16 protein-coding genes and 3 pseudogenes are annotated in these 17886 nt (G+C 70.1%); 5 read left to right on the top strand and 14 right to left on the bottom strand.

Going from position 1 to position 17886, the window contains the following annotated elements:
* Positions 1-6 precede the first annotated feature (6 nt).
* From FU658_RS12360 to FU658_RS12315, 10 genes and pseudogenes are all read right to left on the bottom strand, one after another.
* Positions 7-870, bottom strand: coding sequence for a symmetrical bis(5'-nucleosyl)-tetraphosphatase (locus tag FU658_RS12360; protein WP_147892353.1), 864 nt, complete (start codon positions 868-870; stop codon positions 7-9).
* A gap of 12 nt (positions 871-882) precedes the next feature.
* Positions 883-1260 (bottom strand): Co2+/Mg2+ efflux protein ApaG, encoded by a 378-nt coding sequence (apaG, locus tag FU658_RS12355; protein ID WP_147892352.1) that lies wholly within the window; start codon positions 1258-1260, stop codon positions 883-885.
* Between the two features lie 9 nt (positions 1261-1269).
* Positions 1270-2082: a 16S rRNA (adenine(1518)-N(6)/adenine(1519)-N(6))-dimethyltransferase RsmA gene (rsmA, locus tag FU658_RS12350; protein ID WP_147892351.1), complete on the bottom strand. Its 813-nt coding sequence runs from the start codon at positions 2080-2082 to the stop codon at positions 1270-1272.
* A complete protein-coding gene (gene pdxA / locus FU658_RS12345) occupies positions 2072-3070 on the bottom strand; it encodes a 4-hydroxythreonine-4-phosphate dehydrogenase PdxA (RefSeq protein WP_147892350.1) in 999 nt (332 codons plus the stop codon). Before pdxA ends, rsmA begins: the two co-directional genes overlap by 11 nt.
* A gap of 3 nt (positions 3071-3073) precedes the next feature.
* Positions 3074-4366: a peptidylprolyl isomerase gene (locus FU658_RS12340; protein ID WP_187266099.1), complete on the bottom strand. Its 1293-nt coding sequence runs from the start codon at positions 4364-4366 to the stop codon at positions 3074-3076.
* A 46-nt stretch (positions 4367-4412) separates the two neighbouring features.
* Complete coding sequence (locus tag FU658_RS15515; RefSeq protein ID WP_255505592.1) at positions 4413-4823, bottom strand: hypothetical protein; 411 nt, start codon at positions 4821-4823, stop codon at positions 4413-4415.
* Between the two features lie 74 nt (positions 4824-4897).
* Positions 4898-6619, bottom strand: a pseudogene (gene lptD, locus FU658_RS12330) (LPS assembly protein LptD); the annotation flags it as partial.
* 56 nt (positions 6620-6675) lie between these two features.
* A complete protein-coding gene (locus tag FU658_RS12325; RefSeq protein ID WP_147892387.1) occupies positions 6676-7593 on the bottom strand; it encodes a histone deacetylase family protein in 918 nt (305 codons plus the stop codon).
* Positions 7594-7625: 32 nt separating this feature from the next.
* Complete coding sequence (locus FU658_RS12320; protein ID WP_147892346.1) at positions 7626-8180, bottom strand: cob(I)yrinic acid a,c-diamide adenosyltransferase; 555 nt, start codon at positions 8178-8180, stop codon at positions 7626-7628.
* Positions 8181-8186: 6 nt separating this feature from the next.
* Positions 8187-8762 carry a DUF6580 family putative transport protein gene (locus FU658_RS12315; protein WP_222708446.1) on the bottom strand — a complete coding sequence of 192 codons (576 nt, stop codon included), beginning with the start codon at positions 8760-8762 and terminating at the stop codon, positions 8187-8189.
* Between the two features lie 107 nt (positions 8763-8869).
* On the opposite strand from FU658_RS12315, the pseudogene ubiH reads away from it, so the two are divergent.
* Positions 8870-10116 (top strand): annotated as a pseudogene (gene ubiH, locus FU658_RS12310) (2-octaprenyl-6-methoxyphenyl hydroxylase).
* Positions 10113-11291 carry an FAD-dependent monooxygenase gene (locus FU658_RS12305; protein ID WP_147892345.1) on the top strand — a complete coding sequence of 393 codons (1179 nt, stop codon included), beginning with the start codon at positions 10113-10115 and terminating at the stop codon, positions 11289-11291. Before ubiH ends, FU658_RS12305 begins: the two are co-directional and overlap by 4 nt.
* Positions 11292-11300: 9 nt before the next feature.
* On the opposite strand, the gene rlmM is transcribed toward FU658_RS12305, so the two are convergent.
* The 4 genes and pseudogenes from rlmM to FU658_RS12285 all read right to left on the bottom strand — a co-directional run bounded on the left by rlmM (position 11301) and on the right by FU658_RS12285 (position 15149).
* The gene (gene rlmM / locus FU658_RS12300; RefSeq protein ID WP_147892344.1) at positions 11301-12368 is read right to left on the bottom strand and encodes a 23S rRNA (cytidine(2498)-2'-O)-methyltransferase RlmM; all 1068 of its coding nucleotides are present in this window, start codon (positions 12366-12368) and stop codon (positions 11301-11303) included.
* 1 nt (position 12369) lies between these two features.
* On the bottom strand, positions 12370-12930 hold the full coding sequence (locus FU658_RS12295; protein WP_147892343.1) for a nucleoside deaminase: 561 nt from the start codon (positions 12928-12930) through the stop codon (positions 12370-12372).
* A 1-nt stretch (position 12931) separates the two neighbouring features.
* Positions 12932-13321, bottom strand: coding sequence for a hypothetical protein (locus FU658_RS12290; protein ID WP_425477613.1), 390 nt, complete (start codon positions 13319-13321; stop codon positions 12932-12934).
* Between the two features lie 83 nt (positions 13322-13404).
* Positions 13405-15149, bottom strand: a pseudogene (locus FU658_RS12285) (glutamine--tRNA ligase/YqeY domain fusion protein).
* Between the two features lie 108 nt (positions 15150-15257).
* Between FU658_RS12285 and FU658_RS12280 the strand changes: the two are divergent.
* The 3 genes from FU658_RS12280 to FU658_RS12270 are packed head-to-tail and all read left to right on the top strand — an operon-like array spanning position 15258 to position 17844.
* Entirely contained in the window at positions 15258-15554 is a 297-nt protein-coding gene (locus FU658_RS12280) for a putative signal transducing protein (protein ID WP_147892342.1), read from the top strand.
* Positions 15539-16633, top strand: a complete 1095-nt coding sequence (locus FU658_RS15510) for a 7TM diverse intracellular signaling domain-containing protein (RefSeq protein WP_147892341.1) — start codon at positions 15539-15541, stop codon at positions 16631-16633. The genes FU658_RS12280 and FU658_RS15510 overlap by 16 nt, the downstream gene beginning before the upstream one ends.
* Complete coding sequence (locus FU658_RS12270) at positions 16522-17844, top strand: GGDEF domain-containing protein (RefSeq protein ID WP_343195878.1); 1323 nt, start codon at positions 16522-16524, stop codon at positions 17842-17844. The genes FU658_RS15510 and FU658_RS12270 overlap by 112 nt, the downstream gene beginning before the upstream one ends.
* Positions 17845-17886: the final 42 nt, after the last annotated feature.

Here is a 17886-nt window from a genome sequence, read left to right as displayed (position 1 = left end):
CCGCGCTCAGGTGCCGCGCGGCTTGGCCGGGAACGCCATGCCGGTGCCCTGGGTGGTACGCCCGGGAACCTGGATCACCTGGGGCAGGTCGCCGTCGAGTCGCAGGGCGGTCAGCGGACCACCCCATACGCAGCCCGTGTCGATCGCGTGCACGCCCAGCCCCTGGAACAAGCCCAGCGTCGACCAGTGGCCACAAACCACGCGCAGGTCGCGCTCGACGCGTCCGGGCACGCTGAACCAGGGATACAGTCCCGGCTTCTGCGTGCCTGGAGCGCCCTTCTCGTCGAAGGCGATACGGCCCGAGGGCGTGCAATAGCGCATGCGGGTGAAGACGTTGATGATCGCCCGGTGCCGGTCGACCCCGGCCAGCTTCGGCGACCATGCCGGCCGGTCGCCGTAGAGGTTGCGCAGCAGCTTGCCGTGGCTGCGGCTGTGCAGGCGTTGCTCGACCTCGTGGGCGCGTGCCTCGGCGATCTTGACCGTCCACTTGGGGGCCAGGCCGGCGTGGACCATGACCCAGCCCAGGCCGCGATCGACATGCAGCAGCTTCCTCGAGCGCAGCCAGTCCAGCAGTTCATCGCGGTCGTCCGCGAACAGCACCGTCTGCAGTTCGGCGTTGACCCGCCTCTGCTCCGCCTCCCTGCGGCCGGCGATCGCCAGCAGCGAAAGGTCGTGGTTGCCCAGTACGACCTCGCTGCAGTGCGAGAGCGATTTCACCAGGCGCAGGGTCTGCAGCGAGTCGCCTCCCCGATTGACCAGGTCGCCACAGAACCACAGGCGGTCCCTGGCGGGATCGAAGCCGGTGGCATCGAGCAGCCGCTTGAGGGGGTCGAGGCAACCCTGCAGGTCGCCGATGGCGTAGGTGGCCAAGCCGTTGTGCGCCTAATGCAGCGTCCGCGGGACGGACAGGGTGAACATGGGGATCGGGGCCTCGAACACGGTGCCGTCGTCGCCGACCAGCTCGTAGCTGCCCTGCATCGTGCCGACGCTGGTCTCGAGCACCGCGCCGGAGGTGTATTCGAAGTTCTCGCCGGGCTGCAGCCAGGGCTGTTCGCCGACCACGCCATCACCGCGCACTTCCTGCACCCGCCCATTGGCGTCGGTGATCACCCAGTGCCGGCGCAGCAGTTGTGCAGCCGTCGCCCCCTCGTTGCGGATGGAGATCGTGTAGGCGAACACGAAGCGGTCTTCCTCGGGAGCCGACTGCTCGTCGAGGTAGCGCGTGGCGACGTGGATGTCGATGGCATGGAGCGTGCTCATGCCTGCATTCTACGGGCTGGGGGCGAGGACGGCACCGCTGTTGGCGAGGTGGTTGGCCAACGCAATGAAATCCTCCACCGCGACCTGCTCGGCGCGTGCCCCCGGCACCAGGCCTGCCGCCTCGATCGCGGTCGCGTCGCACAGCCTTCCCAGCGCATTGCGAAGTGTCTTGCGGCGCTGCCCGAAGGCATCCTGCACGACGCGCGCGAACAGCCGGCGATCGGCGATGTCGATCGATTCCTCCGGCAAGGGCACCAGCCGCACCACGGCGGAGTCCACCTTCGGCGGGGGGTCGAATGCGTCGGGGGGCACCTCGAACAAGGGGGTCACGCGCGCGAAAGCCTGCAACATCACGCTCAGTCGACCGTAGACCTTGCTGCCGGGCCCGGCCGCCATGCGGTCGACCACCTCCTTCTGCAGCATGAAGTGCATGTCGCGGATGCACGCAGCGTGGGCGAGGCAATGGAACAGGATCGGCGAGGAGATGTTGTAGGGCAGGTTGCCGATCATGCGCAGCTGGCCCCCGCCAGCCAACTCGGTGAGGTCCACCGTCAGCACATCGGCACGGATGATCTCGAGTTGGCCATGGGAACGCGCCGCGGCTGCCAGCGGTTCCACCAGGTCGCGGTCGAACTCGATGGCCGTCAGCGCCCCGTGCCGCGCCAACATGGGGAAGGTGAGCGCGCCCGCACCGGGGCCGATCTCGACCACGTGGTTCCCGGGTTCGGGCGCCACCGCCAGCACGATGCGCTCGACCACCGAGCGGTCGCGCAGGAAGTGCTGGCCGAACTGCTTCTTGTGGCGATGGTGTTCAAGCGACATCGGAGTGGGTCCGGAGGGGGGCGTTGCCACGCCGCGCGGCGAGCGTGGCGGCCAGCGACACGGCGGCTTGCAGGCTGGAGGGGTCGGCGATGCCACGGCCGGCCAGGTCCAGCGCCGTGCCATGGTCCACGGCCACGCGCGGGTAGGGCAGGCCCAGGGTGATGTTGACCGCGTGCTCGAATCCGGAATGCTTGAGCACCGGCAGGCCCTGGTCGTGGTACATCGCCAGCACGGCGTCGACCTCGGTGAGCTTGCGGGGAAGGAAGGCGGTGTCGGCCGGCAGCGGCCCGGACAACCGGTGGCCTTGCGCGCGCAGGTGTTCGAGCACCGGGGTGATCACCTCGATCTCCTCGCGTCCCAGCACGCCGTCCTCGCCCGCGTGCGGGTTGAGCCCCAGCACCGCGAGGTGCGGGACGGCGATGCCGAAGTCATCGGTGAGGGCGCGCAGCGTGATGCGGATCGCCCGCTCGAGCGCCTCGGCGGTGATCGCATCGGCCACGTCGCGCAGCGCAAGGTGCGTGGTCACCAGTGCCACGCGCAGGTCGGGATTGGCGAGCATCATCACCACGTCGACCCCGGCCTCGGCGGCCAGCAACTCGGTGGTCCCGGTGTAGGCGATGCCGCCGGCATTGATGCTGGCCTTGTGCACCGGCCCCGTCACCAGCGCCCGGGCCTCGCCCGAGCGGCAGGCGCGAGCCCCGGCCAGCAGCGCGTCGATGACTGCACGGGCATTGGCGGGGTCGGGCTTCCCGGGCTGCTCGATCCGCGCCTGGGGCACCGGATGCACCGGCAGGACGCCCGGGCCGCCAGGCGCGTCGGGGTCGACGAGCCGCAGTGGCAGGCCAAGGCGCGCCGCTGCCCTGGACAGGCAATCGGGATCGGCGAACGCCAGCAGCCCACATTCCGGGGGCTGCTGGGCCACCCTCACGCACAGTTCGGGGCCCACGCCGGCCGGCTCCCCGGGAACCAGGGCAAGCCGGTCGGGCATGGCTCAGGATTCCAGGCGGATGTCGACGTAGGCTTCCGAGCGCAGCTGGCGCACGAAGCGCTCGAGCTCTTCTTCGGACTTGCGGCGGCCAATCATCTCGCGCATCTGGTTGCGGCGGTTGGCGTCGCTCACGTCGGTCTGGCGGGAATCCTCGCGCTTGATCAGGTGCCAGCCGAACTCGGTCTCGAAGGGCTGGGAAAGCTGGCCGTCGCTGAGCTGCTGGATCTGGGCTGCGACGCCACTGCCCCAGTCGTTGAGCTGGAACCAGCCCATGTCGCCGCCCTGGGCGCGGTTCGTGGTGTCGTCGGAATGCTCGCGCGCCAGCGTGGCGAAGTCCTCGCCGGCTTCGATGCGGCTGCGCAGCTCCTCGACACGACGTTGCGCCTGGGCCGAGGTCACCAGCTCGGACTTGCGCACCACGATGCCTCGCGCGCGGTACTCGGTCACCATCTGGCCGTCCTGGCTGCGCCGGTCGGTCAGCTGGATCAACTGGAATCCACTGGGGCCACGAACCGGCTCGCTGATGTCGCCGGGAGCCATCTCACGCACCATCGACGCGAAGACGGTGGGGATCTCGTCGAGGCTGCGCCACTCCAGGTCGCCACCCTGCAGCGCATTGCCCGCGTCGGAGTAGCGGATGGCCGCCGAGGCGAAATCCAGTTCGCCGCGGTCGAGCAGTGCCTTCACGCCGTTGACCTTGGTCTGGGCCAGCTCGATCTGCTCGGGGGTGGCCCCTTCGGGCAGTGCCACGAGGATGTTGGCGAGCCGGTAGAGCACGGACGGTTCGTCGCCCAGCGTCGAAAGGGCCATGTCGACCTCGGACTCGCTGACCGCGACCCGGCTGCGCATCATCCGCTGGTGCAGCTGCTGGACCAGCAGTTCCTCGCGCATCGAGCTGCGGAACTCCTCCCAGGACAGCCCGTCGGCTTCCACGCGCTGGCGCAGCTGCGCCGGGTTCATGCTGTTGCCCTGGGCCACGCTGGCGATCGCCTGCTCGAGCTGGGCGTCGTTGATGCGGATGCCCATCTCGGTGGCGCGGTCCACCTGCACGCGCATGACGATCATCTGTTCCAGCACCTGGCGCTCCAGCACCGAACGCGGCGGCAACTGGTCGGCGCGTGCGGCGTTCTGCGCCATGACGTTGCCGACTGCGGTGTCGAGTTCGCTGCGCAGGATCACGCTCTCGTCGACCACCGCGACGATGCCGTCGATGGGCTGGGTCATGGACTGGGCCTTGAGCTCCGGCACAAGCAGGAGGGCCGCGGCCAGGAACAGCGGAAAAGCAATGGATTTCATAGGGTTGTAACTCCGGCGCGCAGCGTTCGGCGCGGGGCAGGGAGGGTCAGCGATCGTAATCGAGGATAGCACGCTCGAGCAGTTCGCCGGTCCTGCGGCCGAAGCTGCCCAGCCCCTTGAGCTCGATCTCCAGGTACACGGCATTGTTCTTTTCACCTTCGCGGTTGCGAACGTAGTGGCGGCCCAGCAGGCGGACGGCGAGGCAGCAGCCTTCCCATTCGACGCCACCGATGGCCTCGATCGTAGACCGGTCGAGGATCGAGTAGTTCCAGCGTCCGATCAGCCGCCAGTTCTCCCTGATCGGCTGGACGAAGGACAGGTCGGTCTGTTCGAGCTGGTCGCGCCGGTAGCGGTAGCCCAGGTTGACCAGGCCGCCGTTGCCGTAGCGGTACTGTCCCCGGATCGCCGAGAGCGTCCGCGAGGACAGCTCGGGGCTGTAGACCTGGCTGGTACGCACGCTCCAGCGGTCGTTGAACAGCAACTCCGCCTCGACGACGTAGTCCGAACCGCTCCACTCCGGCGCGCCTGGCCGGGCAGCGTGACCCGGGGCGGGGTGAAGTAGCGGATCTGTCCGACGCTGGCGTTGAGCCACTCGCGGCCCGTGCCGGGGTCGAGCAGGCGCGTGGTCACTGCCGCCGTGGCCTGGTTGGCGTCGCCCTGGCGGTCGGCACCGGAGAAGCGGTTGTCACGGAACAGCTGGGCATAGCCGAAGGTCAGCTCGCGGCTGTCGAACACCGGCAGGTTGTCCTGGTCGCGGTAGGGCACGTAGAGGTAGTACAGCCGCGGCTCCAGGGTGTTGATGAATTCACGCCCGAACAGGTTGGCCGGTCGCTCGAAGAACGCCCCCATGTCCAGGCTGGCGATCGGCAGCCCCCTGCTGGGACTGTCGTCGGTGGCGCGGTCGATGTCGTAGGCCGTGTAGCGATAGCCCAGCTCCGGTCGCACGAACCAGGCGTTGCCCTCCAGCGGCGCCGCCATCCAGGGCCGCAGGTCCAGCCGCCGTGCCTCCACCCGCGTCGGGTGCTCGAAGGCGACCGCCTCCGAGCGCACGCCGGCTTCCAGCCACGGCAGCAGCGGGCGCTGGTAGCGGAACGTCACCCGGGGCAGTTGCGCGTATTGCAGCGAGTTCTCGCCCAGCAGCGGGTCGGTGAGCTGGAATTTCGACGCGCTGATGCTGGAGTCCCAGAACTGTCCGCGTCCATGGAAGCCGGCGATGCTCCGGATCTGGCTCTGCGCCCGCAGGTGGCTGCTCTCGCTGAAGTCCTCCAGGTACTCGCGGTCGCTGAAGCGCCACACGTTCGCCTGTCCGAGCCAATGGCGGTTCAGGCGGCTGACGTGGTTGAGCCGCAGCGAAGCGCGGTCCCGGTCGGCGAGGCGGTCGTTGGGCAGCCAGGTCGTCTCCAGCGTGCCGCGGTGGCGGGGGGTGAGGTAGCGGAACTCGGTGCCCAGCATGACGCCGCGTCGCCCGAGGAGGCGCGGGGTCAGCGTCATGTCGTAGTTCGGTGCCAGGTTGAGGTAGTAGGGGATGCTCAGGTCCAGCCCACTCTCGGCGTCGTAGCCCACGGTCGGGTAGAGCAGGCCGGAGCGGCGACGGTCATCGGTCGGGAAGCTCAGCCACGGCGTGTACAGCACCGGCACGCCGCCCAGGTAGATCGTGGCGCCGCGCGCGGTCCCCATCCCCTCGTCCTGGTCCACGCGGATGTCGCTGGCGCGCAGTTCCCAGCTGCGCTTGTCCGGATCGCAGGTGCTGAAGCTGGCCCCCTGCATCTCGCCGATGTTGCCGCGCAAGCGGACCTGGCGGGCCTCGCCGTTGCCGCGCTGGGTGACCAGCTGGTAGCGCACCTCGTCGAGCTCATGGGTGTCGGCCGCCAGGTCACCCTGCATGCGTTGCGCCGTGAAGCGCATCGAGTCGTCCTGGTAGCGCACCTCGCCCTGGGCCTGGTAGCGCTCCACCGCGTGCTCGTACACCAGCACGTCGGTGCCGAGCCACTGGTCGGCCCGCCAAAGTTCCACGTCCCCCGTGAGGACCGTGCGGTTCTCGTCGCTCACGTCGAGCTCCAGCGCCTCGATGTTCACCGGTGCCTCGGCGCGCGGTCGTGCCTCGGGCGGCAGTTCGCGGAAGGCGGGTATCGCATCGGGCGCCCGGCACAGGGTCCAGTCCTGTGCCAGGGAGGGGGTGGCGTGCAGCGCGGCCAGTGCGGCGGCGAGGGCAATCGGTAGCTGTCGCAGGCGAGGCGGCACGCGGTAATCCATCAGGGTGAACGCGAGCTAGAGTGCCGCAGCCGGGGCGTGCCGGCAATGCCGCCGGCTCAAGAGACGTCCAGCGCCCGCACGTGGGCGACGCTGCATTCGCGCAATGCGGCCAGACTGTAGCCGCCCTCGAGCAGCGACACGACCCGGCCACGGGCATGTCGACGCGCCAGCGCCACCAGCTCGCCGGTCAGCCACGCGTAGTCCTCGGCCTCGACGTTGAGGTCGGCCAGCGGGTCCAGGCGGTGTGCATCGAATCCCGCGGAAACCAGCAGCAGCTGGGGCCGGAATGCATCGATGGCCGGAAGCAGCTGCTCGCGCCACGCGGCCCTCAGCGCCTCGCCATCCCCGCCGGGCTGGATGGGTTGGTTGAGCACGTTGCCGACGCCACGCTCCTCGCGGCCACCGGTGCCCGGATACAGCGCCGCCTGGTGCGAGGACACGTACATGATCCGCTCGTCGTGTTCGACGATGGCCTGGGTGCCGTTGCCGTGGTGCACGTCGAAATCGGCGATTGCCACGCGGTCCAGGCCATGGGCCTCGACCGCATGCAGCGCGGCCACCGCCACGGCATTGAACAGGCAGAATCCCATCGCGATGTCCGCCGTGGCGTGGTGCCCGGGCGGGCGTACCGCGCAGAAGGCGCGGGAGGTCTCGCCGCGAAGCACCGCGTCGACCGCTGCCACGCCGGCACCGGCGCAGCGCAGCGCCGCCTCGCGCGAGTGCCGGCTCATGACGGTGTCGGGGTCGAGCCGGTAGGGTTCCTCGCCAACCTCCACATCCAGTACGGCGGCCAGCAGCGTGTCCGAGTGCACCCGGGCCAGCTGGCTGCGCAGGGCCTGCGGGGCTTCACGCCAGGGCACCTCGGGAAGGGCCGCCAGCAGCGCCTGCGCCACCGCCTGCAGGCGCTCGGGCGATTCGGGGTGGCCCGGGCCCGGGCGATGCTCCATGCATGCCGGGTGGCTGAAGATGACCAGGCTCATGTAGTGCCCCTCGGCATCGTGCGGGCTCAGCCGTTGCGGCGTTCGTGCTTCCACAACACTTCGCCGTGGCCACTCTCGCGCGCCAGCACGCGGGCCACCACGAACAGCAGGTCGGAAAGCCGGTTGAGGTAGCGGATTGCCTGCGGTCGCACGGCGTCGTGATGGGACAGCGTGACGACCTCGCGCTCGGCACGGCGGCAGATCGTGCGCGCCAGGTGGCAGTGCGCGGCAGCCAGGCCCCCTCCGGGCAGGATGAAATCCTTCAGCGGCGGCAGGTCGGCATTGAGGCCGTCGAGCGCCTGCTCGAGGCGCTCGATGTCGGCGTCCTGGATCGCGGTGTGCCCCGGGATGCACAGCTCGCCACCGAGATCGAACAACTGGTGCTGTACCCCTACCAGCAGGGCACGTACCGGTTCGGGCAACTCACAGGCCAGGACCAGGCCGATGGCCGAATTCGCTTCGTCGACGGTGCCGTAGGCGGTGACCCGTGCCGAATCCTTGGCCACGCGGCTGCCATCGCCCAGGCCGGTGGTGCCGTCGTCGCCGGTGCGGGTGTAGATCTTCGACAGGCGGTTGCCCACGAGGGCTCAGACCGTCTGCGGGCGCAGCGCCGGCGTACGCCGGCGCAGCAGCTCGAAGCCGCCGAACAGGATCGCCGCGTAGAACAGCGTGCTCAGCACCGACCACTTGAAGAACGGAATCGCGGCGACGTAGCTGGCGCCCAGGCCGGCCATCGTCTGCGGGTACAGCGGCGAGCCGAGCCAGGCGGCGAAGTTCGTGACCAGGAAGAACCCGAGTGCGCCCAGCAGCGACAAGCCCAGCACGCGCGCGCCGGTCACCCGGCCGCGAAGCGCGAAGCCCATGAGGCTCATGCCGATGATGCAGGCGTAGACCAGCCAGAAACCGCTGCCGAACAGATGGCTGGCGTAGAGCCCGCCATGGACTGCGGCCAGGGCCAGGTCGGCCACCAGCATCGCCAGCAGCGGCACCAGCAGCGACAGCCAGCGCGCGGCGAAGTAGGCGCCGCCAAACAGCGCCATGGCCTCGACCGGCGAGAAGTTCGGAGGGGTCGGCAGCAGCCGGGACAGGGCGGCGGCCAGGATCAGGCCGAGCAGGACCAGCGGGCCGGGAGAGAGCATAGCGTTCGGGGTCGATGGCTTCATTGCGATTTCAGCTTCATGGCGGGGCACGGCACAGGCCCGGTAGCATAGCGCAAAGTCTCCATCGACCGGCCCGCCGCCCTGCGCCGGGATGGAGGCGCGGAGCCGGCATGTACGACGTGTTGATCATCGGTGGTGGCCTGGTCGGAAGCAGCCTGGCCTGTGCGCTCGAGCCCCTGGGATTGCGCGTGGGCATGGTCGAGGCGACCCCCGGCACCGGCCACGGCGCTTCGGGTCCGCCCGCCTTCGACGAGCGCAACCTCGCCCTGGCCGCCGCCAGCCTCAATGCGCTCGATGCGCTCGGGGTGCTGTCGCGCCTGGCCACGCCACCCGCGCCCATCCGCCGGATCCACGTCAGTCGCCGCGGCGACCTGGGCGCGGTGCGGCTCGACGCGCGGGAGTTCGGACGCGACGCGTTCGGCGGCGTCGTCGTCGCACGCGACCTGGGTGCGGCGCTGGAGGCGCGCCTGGCTGGCCTGGCCACGCTTCGGCGGCACCGGCCTGCGGTCCTGACCGGCCTGGAGGTGGGCGAGGACCATGTCGAGGTGGCCGTTTCCGGCGTCGGTCCCGACGCGGGAACCGAATCTCGCCTGCATGCCCGCCTGCTGGTGGCGGCTGACGGCACCGCCAGCCCCGTCCGTTCGGCCATGGGCATCGCGACCGACGATCACGACTATGGGCAAACCCTGTTCGTGTGCAGCCTCGCTGCCGCGCGCGCTCCCGATGGAACGGCCTGGGAGCGCTTCAGCGATTCCGGGCCGATTGCCCTGCTCCCGCGGCCCGATGGCCACTACGGCGCGATCATCGGTGTGCCCACCGAAGATGCCGATGCCGTCGCCGAGTTTCCCGACGCGGACTATCTGGCGCTGTTCCAGCAACGCTTCGGCGGACGCGCCGGGCGCTTGATCCGGGCGGCAGGCGCAGCCGCTACCCGATCCGTCGTTGCATTGCCCGGGAGCTCGTGGCGCCGCGCGTGGTGCTGGTCGGAAATGCCGCCCAGACCATGCACCCGATCGGCGCCCAGGGCTTCAACCTCGGTTTGCGCGACGCGCTGACCCTGGCGGAGTTGCTGGCGCGTCCCGGGGCCTCGGCCGATCCCGGCGCGGCGCCGTTGCTGGCGGAATATCCCGCCCTGCGCGCCGCTGATCGCGAGCAGACCCTCGCGTTCAGCGACGGCCTTGCGCGGGTCACGTCCAACCCCGGCATGGGCATGCATGCCCTGCGATCCCTGGGCCTCCTGGCGCTGGAGCGCATGCCGGCCATGAAGGCACGCCTGGCGACCGGGGCCATGGGTTTCCGTGGCCAGGTGCCAGGTCTGGCCCGGGGCCGTGCAGGCGATCACGGGGCCGGTTCATGAGCGCCCCACGCGATCGATTCGACGCGATCGTCGTCGGCGCCGGCGTGGTGGGCGCGATGCTGGCGCTGACGCTGTCGCGCAGCGGTCGCCGGGTGGCGCTGGTGGAGTCGCGCGAGCCGGTTGGATGGGACGGGGGGTCACCGGGCCTCAGGGTGGTGGCGCTGGCGGCGGACGCCGTCGATCAGCTCAAGGCGCTGGAGGTGTGGCCGGCGATCGCCGCCAGGCGGGCCCACCCGTACCGTCGCATGCGTGTCTGGGATGCGGCGGGCGGCGGCGAACTGGACTTCGATGCCGATCGCTTCGGGCAACCGGAACTGGGTTGGATCGTCGAGCTCGACCTGGTTGCCGCCTCGCTATGGGAAGCACTTGGTCGGGAACGCGGCCTGCGGCGGATGTGCCCGGCCCGGGTCGAACACCTGGAGCAGGACGGCGATCGGGCCACGCTGGGCCTCGACGATGGCACCCGCGTGGCCGCGCCACTGGTGGTCGCTGCCGACGGCGCTGGTTCGACACTGCGTGGCCTGGCCGGCATCGAGGTGGACGCACATGCCTACGACCAGCGCGGCCTGGTCGCCTACGTCGGCACCGAGCATCCCCATCAGGACACGGCATGGCAGCGTTTCCTTCCGGGTGGGCCAGTGGCGTTCCTGCCGGTCGCCGATGGCCGCTGCTCGATCGTCTGGTCGCTGCCCGACGCCGAGGCCACGCGGCTGCTCGAGGTCACGGACGAGCAGTTCATGCGCGAACTCGAGCGTGCCTTCGACGGCCGCCTCGGCGCGATCACTTCGGTGTCGCAGCGCGCCGCGTTTCCGCTGCGTCGCCAACTCGCCCGGAGCTACGTGGCGGGTCGCGTGGTGTTGGCCGGCGATGCCGCGCATGCGGTGCATCCGTTGGCAGGGCAGGGCGTGAACCTTGGGCTCCGCGATGCTGCCTGCCTGCAAAGGCTGGTGGAGGCGGCGGGGGCGCGCGACATCGGCGCCGCCCACCGCCTGGCGCGCTACCAGCGCGAGCGCCGCAGCGACAACGTCATCGCGGCCTGGGCCTTCGATGGCATCAATCGTGTCTTCTCCAGCGATGCGCTGGCGCCCACGCTGCTGCGCGGGAAGGCGCTGGGCCTGGCCAACGCCGTGCCGGGCCTGGCACGACGGTTGTGGCGCCACGCCGCAGGGCGCTGAGCGCAGGCACTAGCGGCTGGCGAAGACCGTGATCTCCTCGCGGTCGTGGTAGAGCTGGCGCGCGCGCAGCACCTTCAGCGGTCCCGCCGACTCGCCGAAGTGATCCAGGCAGCGCCGGGTTTCCTGCCAGCGCTTCTTCATCGGCAGCTTCAGATTGAATATCGAATGCCGGCACCAGCCGTGCGCGAACCACTCGGCCATGCGCGAGGCAACGCGGATCGGCTGTTCCACCATGTCGCAGACCATCCAGTCGATCGGCTGCGACGGGTGCCAGCGGAAGCCGTCCGCCCGCAGGTGTTCGATCAGGCCCGTGTCCATCGCGGCATCGGCCATCGGGCCGTTGTCGATCGCCTGCACGCGCAGTTGCCGGCGGGCGAGGATCCAGCTCCAGCCACCCGGTGCGGCGCCGAGGTCGGCGGCGCGCATCCCCGGCTGCAGCCATCGGTCCCGCTCGTCCTCGTCAAGCAGTGTGAGCAGGGCTTCCTCCAGCTTGGCCGCGGAGCGTGACGGCGCTTGTGCAGGCACCCGGAGTCGTGGAATCCCCAGTGGCCAGGGTGATGCGTCGGTCGGATCGGCCTCGGCCACCAGGAGGTGGTCGCCGGCCAGCAACACCACGTGCAGGCGTGGCAGGCGCGGGTCGGTCGTGGCGCTGAGGTGGCCGGCCTTTCGCAGGGCCGGGCGCAATGCATTGGCGAACGCGCGCGCCAGGCCGGACAGCGGCCGGGTCGCATCCGCGTCCGGGTGTTCGACCCACAGCTCGCCCCAGCGGCCCCGCGCCAGCACCGGAAGCAGCGCGGCGATCCGGTCACCGGGGTCGATGCCGGGCAATTCGGCCAGCAGGCGCAGCTTGGTCCGGGCGAACACCAGGTCACGGCAGGGCAAGGCCCGGTCGAGCGCCCGCGGGTCCGGGGTGCCGAGCCATTCGACGTAGGCCGAACCGCGCTCGGTGCGCGCATAGCCGTGGTGGCCCGCCGCGGCCGCCCGCTCGCCGAGCTCGGCGGCCAGGTCGGGTTCGAAGCCGGCGCGACAAAAGCACAGCAGCCCCGTCGCGGCGGGGTGGTCGACCGGGGTGGCCATGTCAGTACGCCTGGCCGGAGAGCTGGCTGTACTGGCGCAGCACGTCGCGGGCATGGTCGCGCAGGATGTCGCGCTCGACGCCGATGCCGCGCCGCTCGAGTTCACCGCTCCAGTCCTCGGGCAGCGGACCTTCGTCGAATTCGGTCAACTCCATGACGTCCTCCGCGCGGGCCCCGATACGCAGCGTGTCGATACCTGCCCAGAAGCTGGCGCCGTAGCACATGCAGCACGGTTGGGCCGACGTGGCGAGTACGATCGTGCCGCCGTCCTCGTTGAGTCGGTGGCGCTGGGTGCGCTGCTGCGCCAGCATGAAGGCCATCATCTCGGCGTGCGCGACCGAACAGTTCTGCGGGACCACCCGGTTCACGCCGATGCCGAGGACCCGTCCCTCGCCGTCGAACACCGCCGCGCCGAACGGGCCGCCGCTGCCATGCTCCACATTGCGGCGCGAGAGCTGGATCGCCAGCGCGACCTGCGATTCGGCGTCCGGGCAACGGCGCTCTGCGTCGACTTCCTCGTGTATCCAGGCCGGCAGCGTCAGGTGGAGCTGCGCGTAGAGCATGTCATTTGATCTCGATGCGGTGCGGCTGGCCTGCGCTGCCGGCAGCCTCGCAACGGTTGTCCACGCACTGGCAGGCGGTGATGTCCGGGAAGCCGCACACGCCCATCATGCCCTCGGCCTCGCAGCGCTCGCGCACCTGCTCGGGGAAGGTCGGGCTGTCGACGTTGACGCAGGCCGGGTAGTAGCCGCAGCAGTTGCCGACGTTCTTCACCGCGCAGTCGGCGTCCACCGTGCAGCTGTAGTCAACGGCATCGTCGACGCGCAGGCCGCCGGTGCCCGTGCCCATCGCCGGGGGCGCCAGGCCGGGGTCGCTGGGAGGTGGGGGCGCCGGGGTCGCGCAGGCGGCCAGGAGCGGCAGAGCGAGCAGCAGGATGAAAAGGTGGATGCGCATGGGCCGTTTCCTTGGTGGGCAGCATCGGTAGTGGAAGCTTAGCCGATGCCGCCGTGCCCCGTGCCCGGCCCGGGCACCCGCGTTCAGCGGGACTTCGCCCAGGTGTCGCGCAGTGCCACGGTCCGGTTGAACACGGGTGCATCGATGCGATGGTCGCGGCGATCGGCCACGAAATAGCCCAGCCGTTCGAACTGCAGGTTCGACTCCGGGCCGACGGCTGCCGCCGCGGGCTCGACATAGCCCTGCACGATGGTCTTCGCGTCGGGGTTGAGGTGGTCGCGGTAGCCCAGCCCGTCGCTGTCGTCGTCCGGGTCGGGCACGGAGAACAGGCGGTCGTAGAGGCGGAACTCGGCGGGCACGGCGTGCCGCGCACTCACCCAGTGGATCGTCCCCTTCACCTTGCGGTTCGCCTCGGGCAGCCCCGGCCGGTCTGCGGGTCGAGCGTGCAACGCAGCTCCGTGAGCGTGTCGCCGTCCTTGACCACCTCGTCGCAGCGGATGATGCCCACGCCGCGCAGCCGCACCTCGCCACCCGGCTTCAGGCGGTGGAAGCCCTTGGGCGGCTCCTCGAAGAAGTCGTCGCGCTCGATCCACACTTCCCTGGAAAACGGCACCTGGCGCGAGCCGAAGGCCTCGTCCTTCGGATGGTTCGGGAACACGAGGTGCTCCTCGTGATCGGCTTCCAGGTTGGTCAGCACCAGCTTCAGTGGCGCCACCACGCCCATGCGCCGCGGCGCCTTCGGGTCCAGGTCGTCGCGCACGCAGCCTTCAAGCACACCGAAGTCGATGAGGCTGTTCTGCTTGGAGATGCCGATGCGCTGGGCGAACAGCTGCAGCGCGCCGGGGGTGAACCCGCGACGGCGCAGGCCCTGGATGGTCGGCATGCGCGGATCGTCCCAGCCGTCCACCAGGCCTTCGTTCACCAGTGCCATCAGCTTGCGCTTGCTGGTCACGGTGTAGTTGATGTTGAGCCTGGAGAACTCGATCTGGCGGGGCTTGGCCGCCTCGTTGGGCAGCCCGCGCGAGGTCAGCGGCGCCAGCAGCCCGGGGTTGCCGGGCAGGTCCACCTTGTCGACGAACCAGTCGTAGAGCGGTCGGTGGTCCTCGAACTCGAGCGTGCACAACGAATGCGTGATGCCCTCGATCGCGTCACCCAGGCAGTGCGCGTAGTCGTACATCGGATAGATGCACCAGGCGTCGCCGGTGTTCTGGTGCGCGACATGCTTGATCCGGTAGATCGCCGGGTCGCGCATGTTGATGTTGCCGCTGGCCATGTCGATCTTCGCCCGCAGCGTCCGCGCACCATCGCCGAACTCGCCGGCACGCATGCGCCGGAACAGGTCGAGGTTCTCCTCGATGCTGCGCTCGCGATAGGGCGAGGGTCGCCCCGGCTCGGTCAGCGTGCCGCGGTAGGCGCGCACCTGCTCGGCGTCGAGGTCGCAAACGAAGGCCTCCCCATCCGTGATCAGCTTCTCGGCTGCGAGGTAGAAGACCTCGAAATAGTCCGAAGCGTGACGCAGTTCCTCCCACGCGAAGCCCAGCCAGCGTACATCGTCCTTGATGGCCTCGACGTACTCGGGGTCCTCACGCGCGGGGTTGGTATCGTCGAAGCGCAGGTTGCAGCGGCCACCGAACTCCGTGGCCACCCCGAAGTTGAGGCAGATCGACTTGGCATGGCCGATGTGCAGGTAGCCGTTGGGTTCGGGCGGAAACCGGGTCCGGACGGCGGTGTGCTTTCCGCTGGCGAGGTCCTGGCGGACGATCTGGCGGATGAAGTCGTTGCGCTCGGCGGGGGTGTCGGCGATGTCGGGTGGCGTGGTCTGGTTCATGCGCTCGGCAGCGGTCGCTCGCGGGGCGCAACAGTGTAGCGGTTGGGGCGTCTTCGCGCGCCTTCCCGGGGCGGGGTATGCTCCGCGATAGTCCACGGGAGGGTGGGCATGCAGGCGGTGTACGAAGCCGAGAACAGCATCGACGCACATCTGGCCAGGGTCTGGCTGGAGCAGGCCGGGCTGTCGCCGTGGATCCGCGGGGAGTTCCTCGGCGGGGCACTGGGCGAGTTGCCGGCCCATGGCGTGCTGGCGGTGTGCGTTCCGGTGCATCAGGTGCCCGCCGCGCGCCAGGCGCTCGAAGAGCTGCAAAGGGTCCGCTGCGGCGAGCAAGCCCCGCAAGCCGCTGTCCAGGACGAGGACGAGGATCCGGGTGCGTCCGAGGATGACGGATGGATGAGGGCGTGAGGCTCGACCCGTCGAGCCAGCGGGCGCGGTCCCCCTGGCTTCGCGGCCTGGTGCCGGTCGTGGCCTGCGTGCTGGTCATTCTCCTGGCCGTGGCGTCCACGCTGACCGGCCCGCCGGACCCATCACCCGGTCCGCGGCTGCTTGTCACCGGCCACCAGGTCGGCGTCGAGGACGTCCTGGCCGGTCGTGCCGGGCAGTTCGTGCCGGCCCGTCGGGCGGCGGTGGCCATCGGAGGGGACCCATCCGCGACATACTGGATTCGCCTCGAGGCGCGGCTTCCGGCCGTGGGCCCGACGGAAGATGCCGGGGACATCGTGTTGTGGACCGAACGCGCTCCGCTGCCGCTGATCCGGCTGCATCAGCCTGGAACCGGCATCGCGCCACTATCGCGTGATTTCTTCGACCCCGACAGTCACGAGCCGCTGCTGTTCGCCGGGCACGTGTTCCCTCTGGCCCCGGCGGGCCAGCAATCACGGGTCCTGCTGCTGGAGGTGCGCTCGCCCACCCGGCAGGCCATCGCGCCGGAGTTGCTCGGGCAAGCGCAGTACGCCGCCCAGGACCGGCTGCGCGCGCTGTTGTTCAGCGCCATCTATGCCGGGCTGCTTGTGCTGGCGCTGCTTTCATTCGCCCTTTGGGTGGCCCTGCGCGACCGCACCTGGCTGCTGTTGGCGGCATTCACGACGGCCACCGGCTTCGCCCTGCTGGCGCTCAATGGCCATGCCTATGCGATGCCTGGGCTGCGCTGGCTGGGGTGGTCCGGGGCGCTGGGCATGATGGGCGTGCTGTGCCTCCTGGCGGCCTGTGCCGTGCTGCTCGCCTGCGAATACTCCGGCCTTCGGCGCCGACGGCCGCGGCAGTGGTGGGCTGCACGCATCGGGGTCGGCGCATTGCTGCTCCTGGCGCTGGCCGGCTGGCCAGCCCGGTGTCCTGGGCACCGTGGCTGCAGTGGGTCATGGTGGGCTCGTGGATCGCCGCGCTGCTGGCCTGCATGGCCTGCTCGCTGCAGGCCTGGGGCGACGGGGAAGCCTCGGGCCGCCCGATGCTGGTGGTCTGGGGCGTGGTTCTCGGCTTCACCCTGACCCGGGTGCTGGTCGACCAGGGCTGGATCGAAGGCAACCCGCTGACGGTTTACGGCATCCAGTATGCGTTGGCTGGCGCGGTGTTCCTGTTCGGCCTGGCCCAGGCCGACCGGATGATGGAGTTCCGGCGCCTTCGCGACCGTGCGCGCCAGGACAAGGCGAGGGTCGATGCCGACCTGGTGGTCGAGCAGGTGCGCCGTCGCCTGATCGAGGAACTGCACGTGGGCATCCGCGGGGCCGACGCCAAGGACGTGGAGTGGCTCGCGTTCCGGCGCCTGCTCGAGGCGGTGCGCTCGCTGGTGCCGCAGCAGGGCTCCTCGGTGATCGCCTTCGGTTACCACGGGCTGGACCTGCTGCTTGCCGAGCCGCTGGGTCTGAAGAAGGAATACACGCGCTTGCTGGCCAGGCGCGGCACGACGATCAAGGGCCTGTGCCGCTCGCGCAAGCCGGTCAACCTGCCGCTCGAGGAAATCGCGCTGCCCGACGGCGGCGTGGTGCCAGGCGGGGTGTTCGCCGTGGTCCCGCTGCAGGTCGCCAAGCCGGGCTGGGGCGTGCTGCTGGTGCGTCGCGAGGAGGGTAGTGCCTTCGAGCCGTTCGAACTGCAGCTGTTGGGCGAGTTCGCCCAGGTGGCGGTGAACGCTGCGGATGAAGCCGCGGCTGCCGTGGACCTCCGGCGTCGCGCCGAGCTCGATCCGCTGACCGGTGCACTGAACCGGCGCGCGATGGAGGGCCGGCTTCAGGCGAGCGTCGAGCGGACCCACGCCGAGCGTCGCCCGCTGGCCCTGCTGTTCGTCGACCTCGACCACTTCAAGCAGGTCAACGACCATCACGGACACGGTGTCGGCGACGACTGCCTGCGCCTGGCCTCGGACTGCATCCGGCGCCACCTTGGCAAGGACGACCTGTTCGGTCGCTACGGCGGAGAGGAGTTCATCATCGTGCTGCCCGACATGCGGCAGGACGCCGCGCGGGAACTGGCCGACCGGATCCGAGAGGCGATCGCCGGGCTGTGCGTGGTCGGGGAGGCCAATGTCACCTTCACCGTGAGCATCGGCCTGGCCAGCCGGCTGCCGGGCGAGAAGTCGCCGCGCAGCATCATCGAGCGCGCCGACAAGGCGCTCTACCAGGCCAAGCGCGGAGGACGCAACCGGGTCCAGGTGGCATCCAGCCATGGCTTCGGCCTCGAGGGTGCGGCGGCGGAATTCCTCTGAGGGCACACTTGTGCGCCCGCACGGCCGGTGGAAGGATGTCGC

It is taken from the genome of Alkalisalibacterium limincola (assembly GCF_008017755.1).
GTDB classification, from domain to species: domain Bacteria; phylum Pseudomonadota; class Gammaproteobacteria; order Xanthomonadales; family Xanthomonadaceae; genus Alkalisalibacterium; species Alkalisalibacterium limincola.
This window is presented reverse-complemented; position numbering and strand designations above follow the sequence as displayed.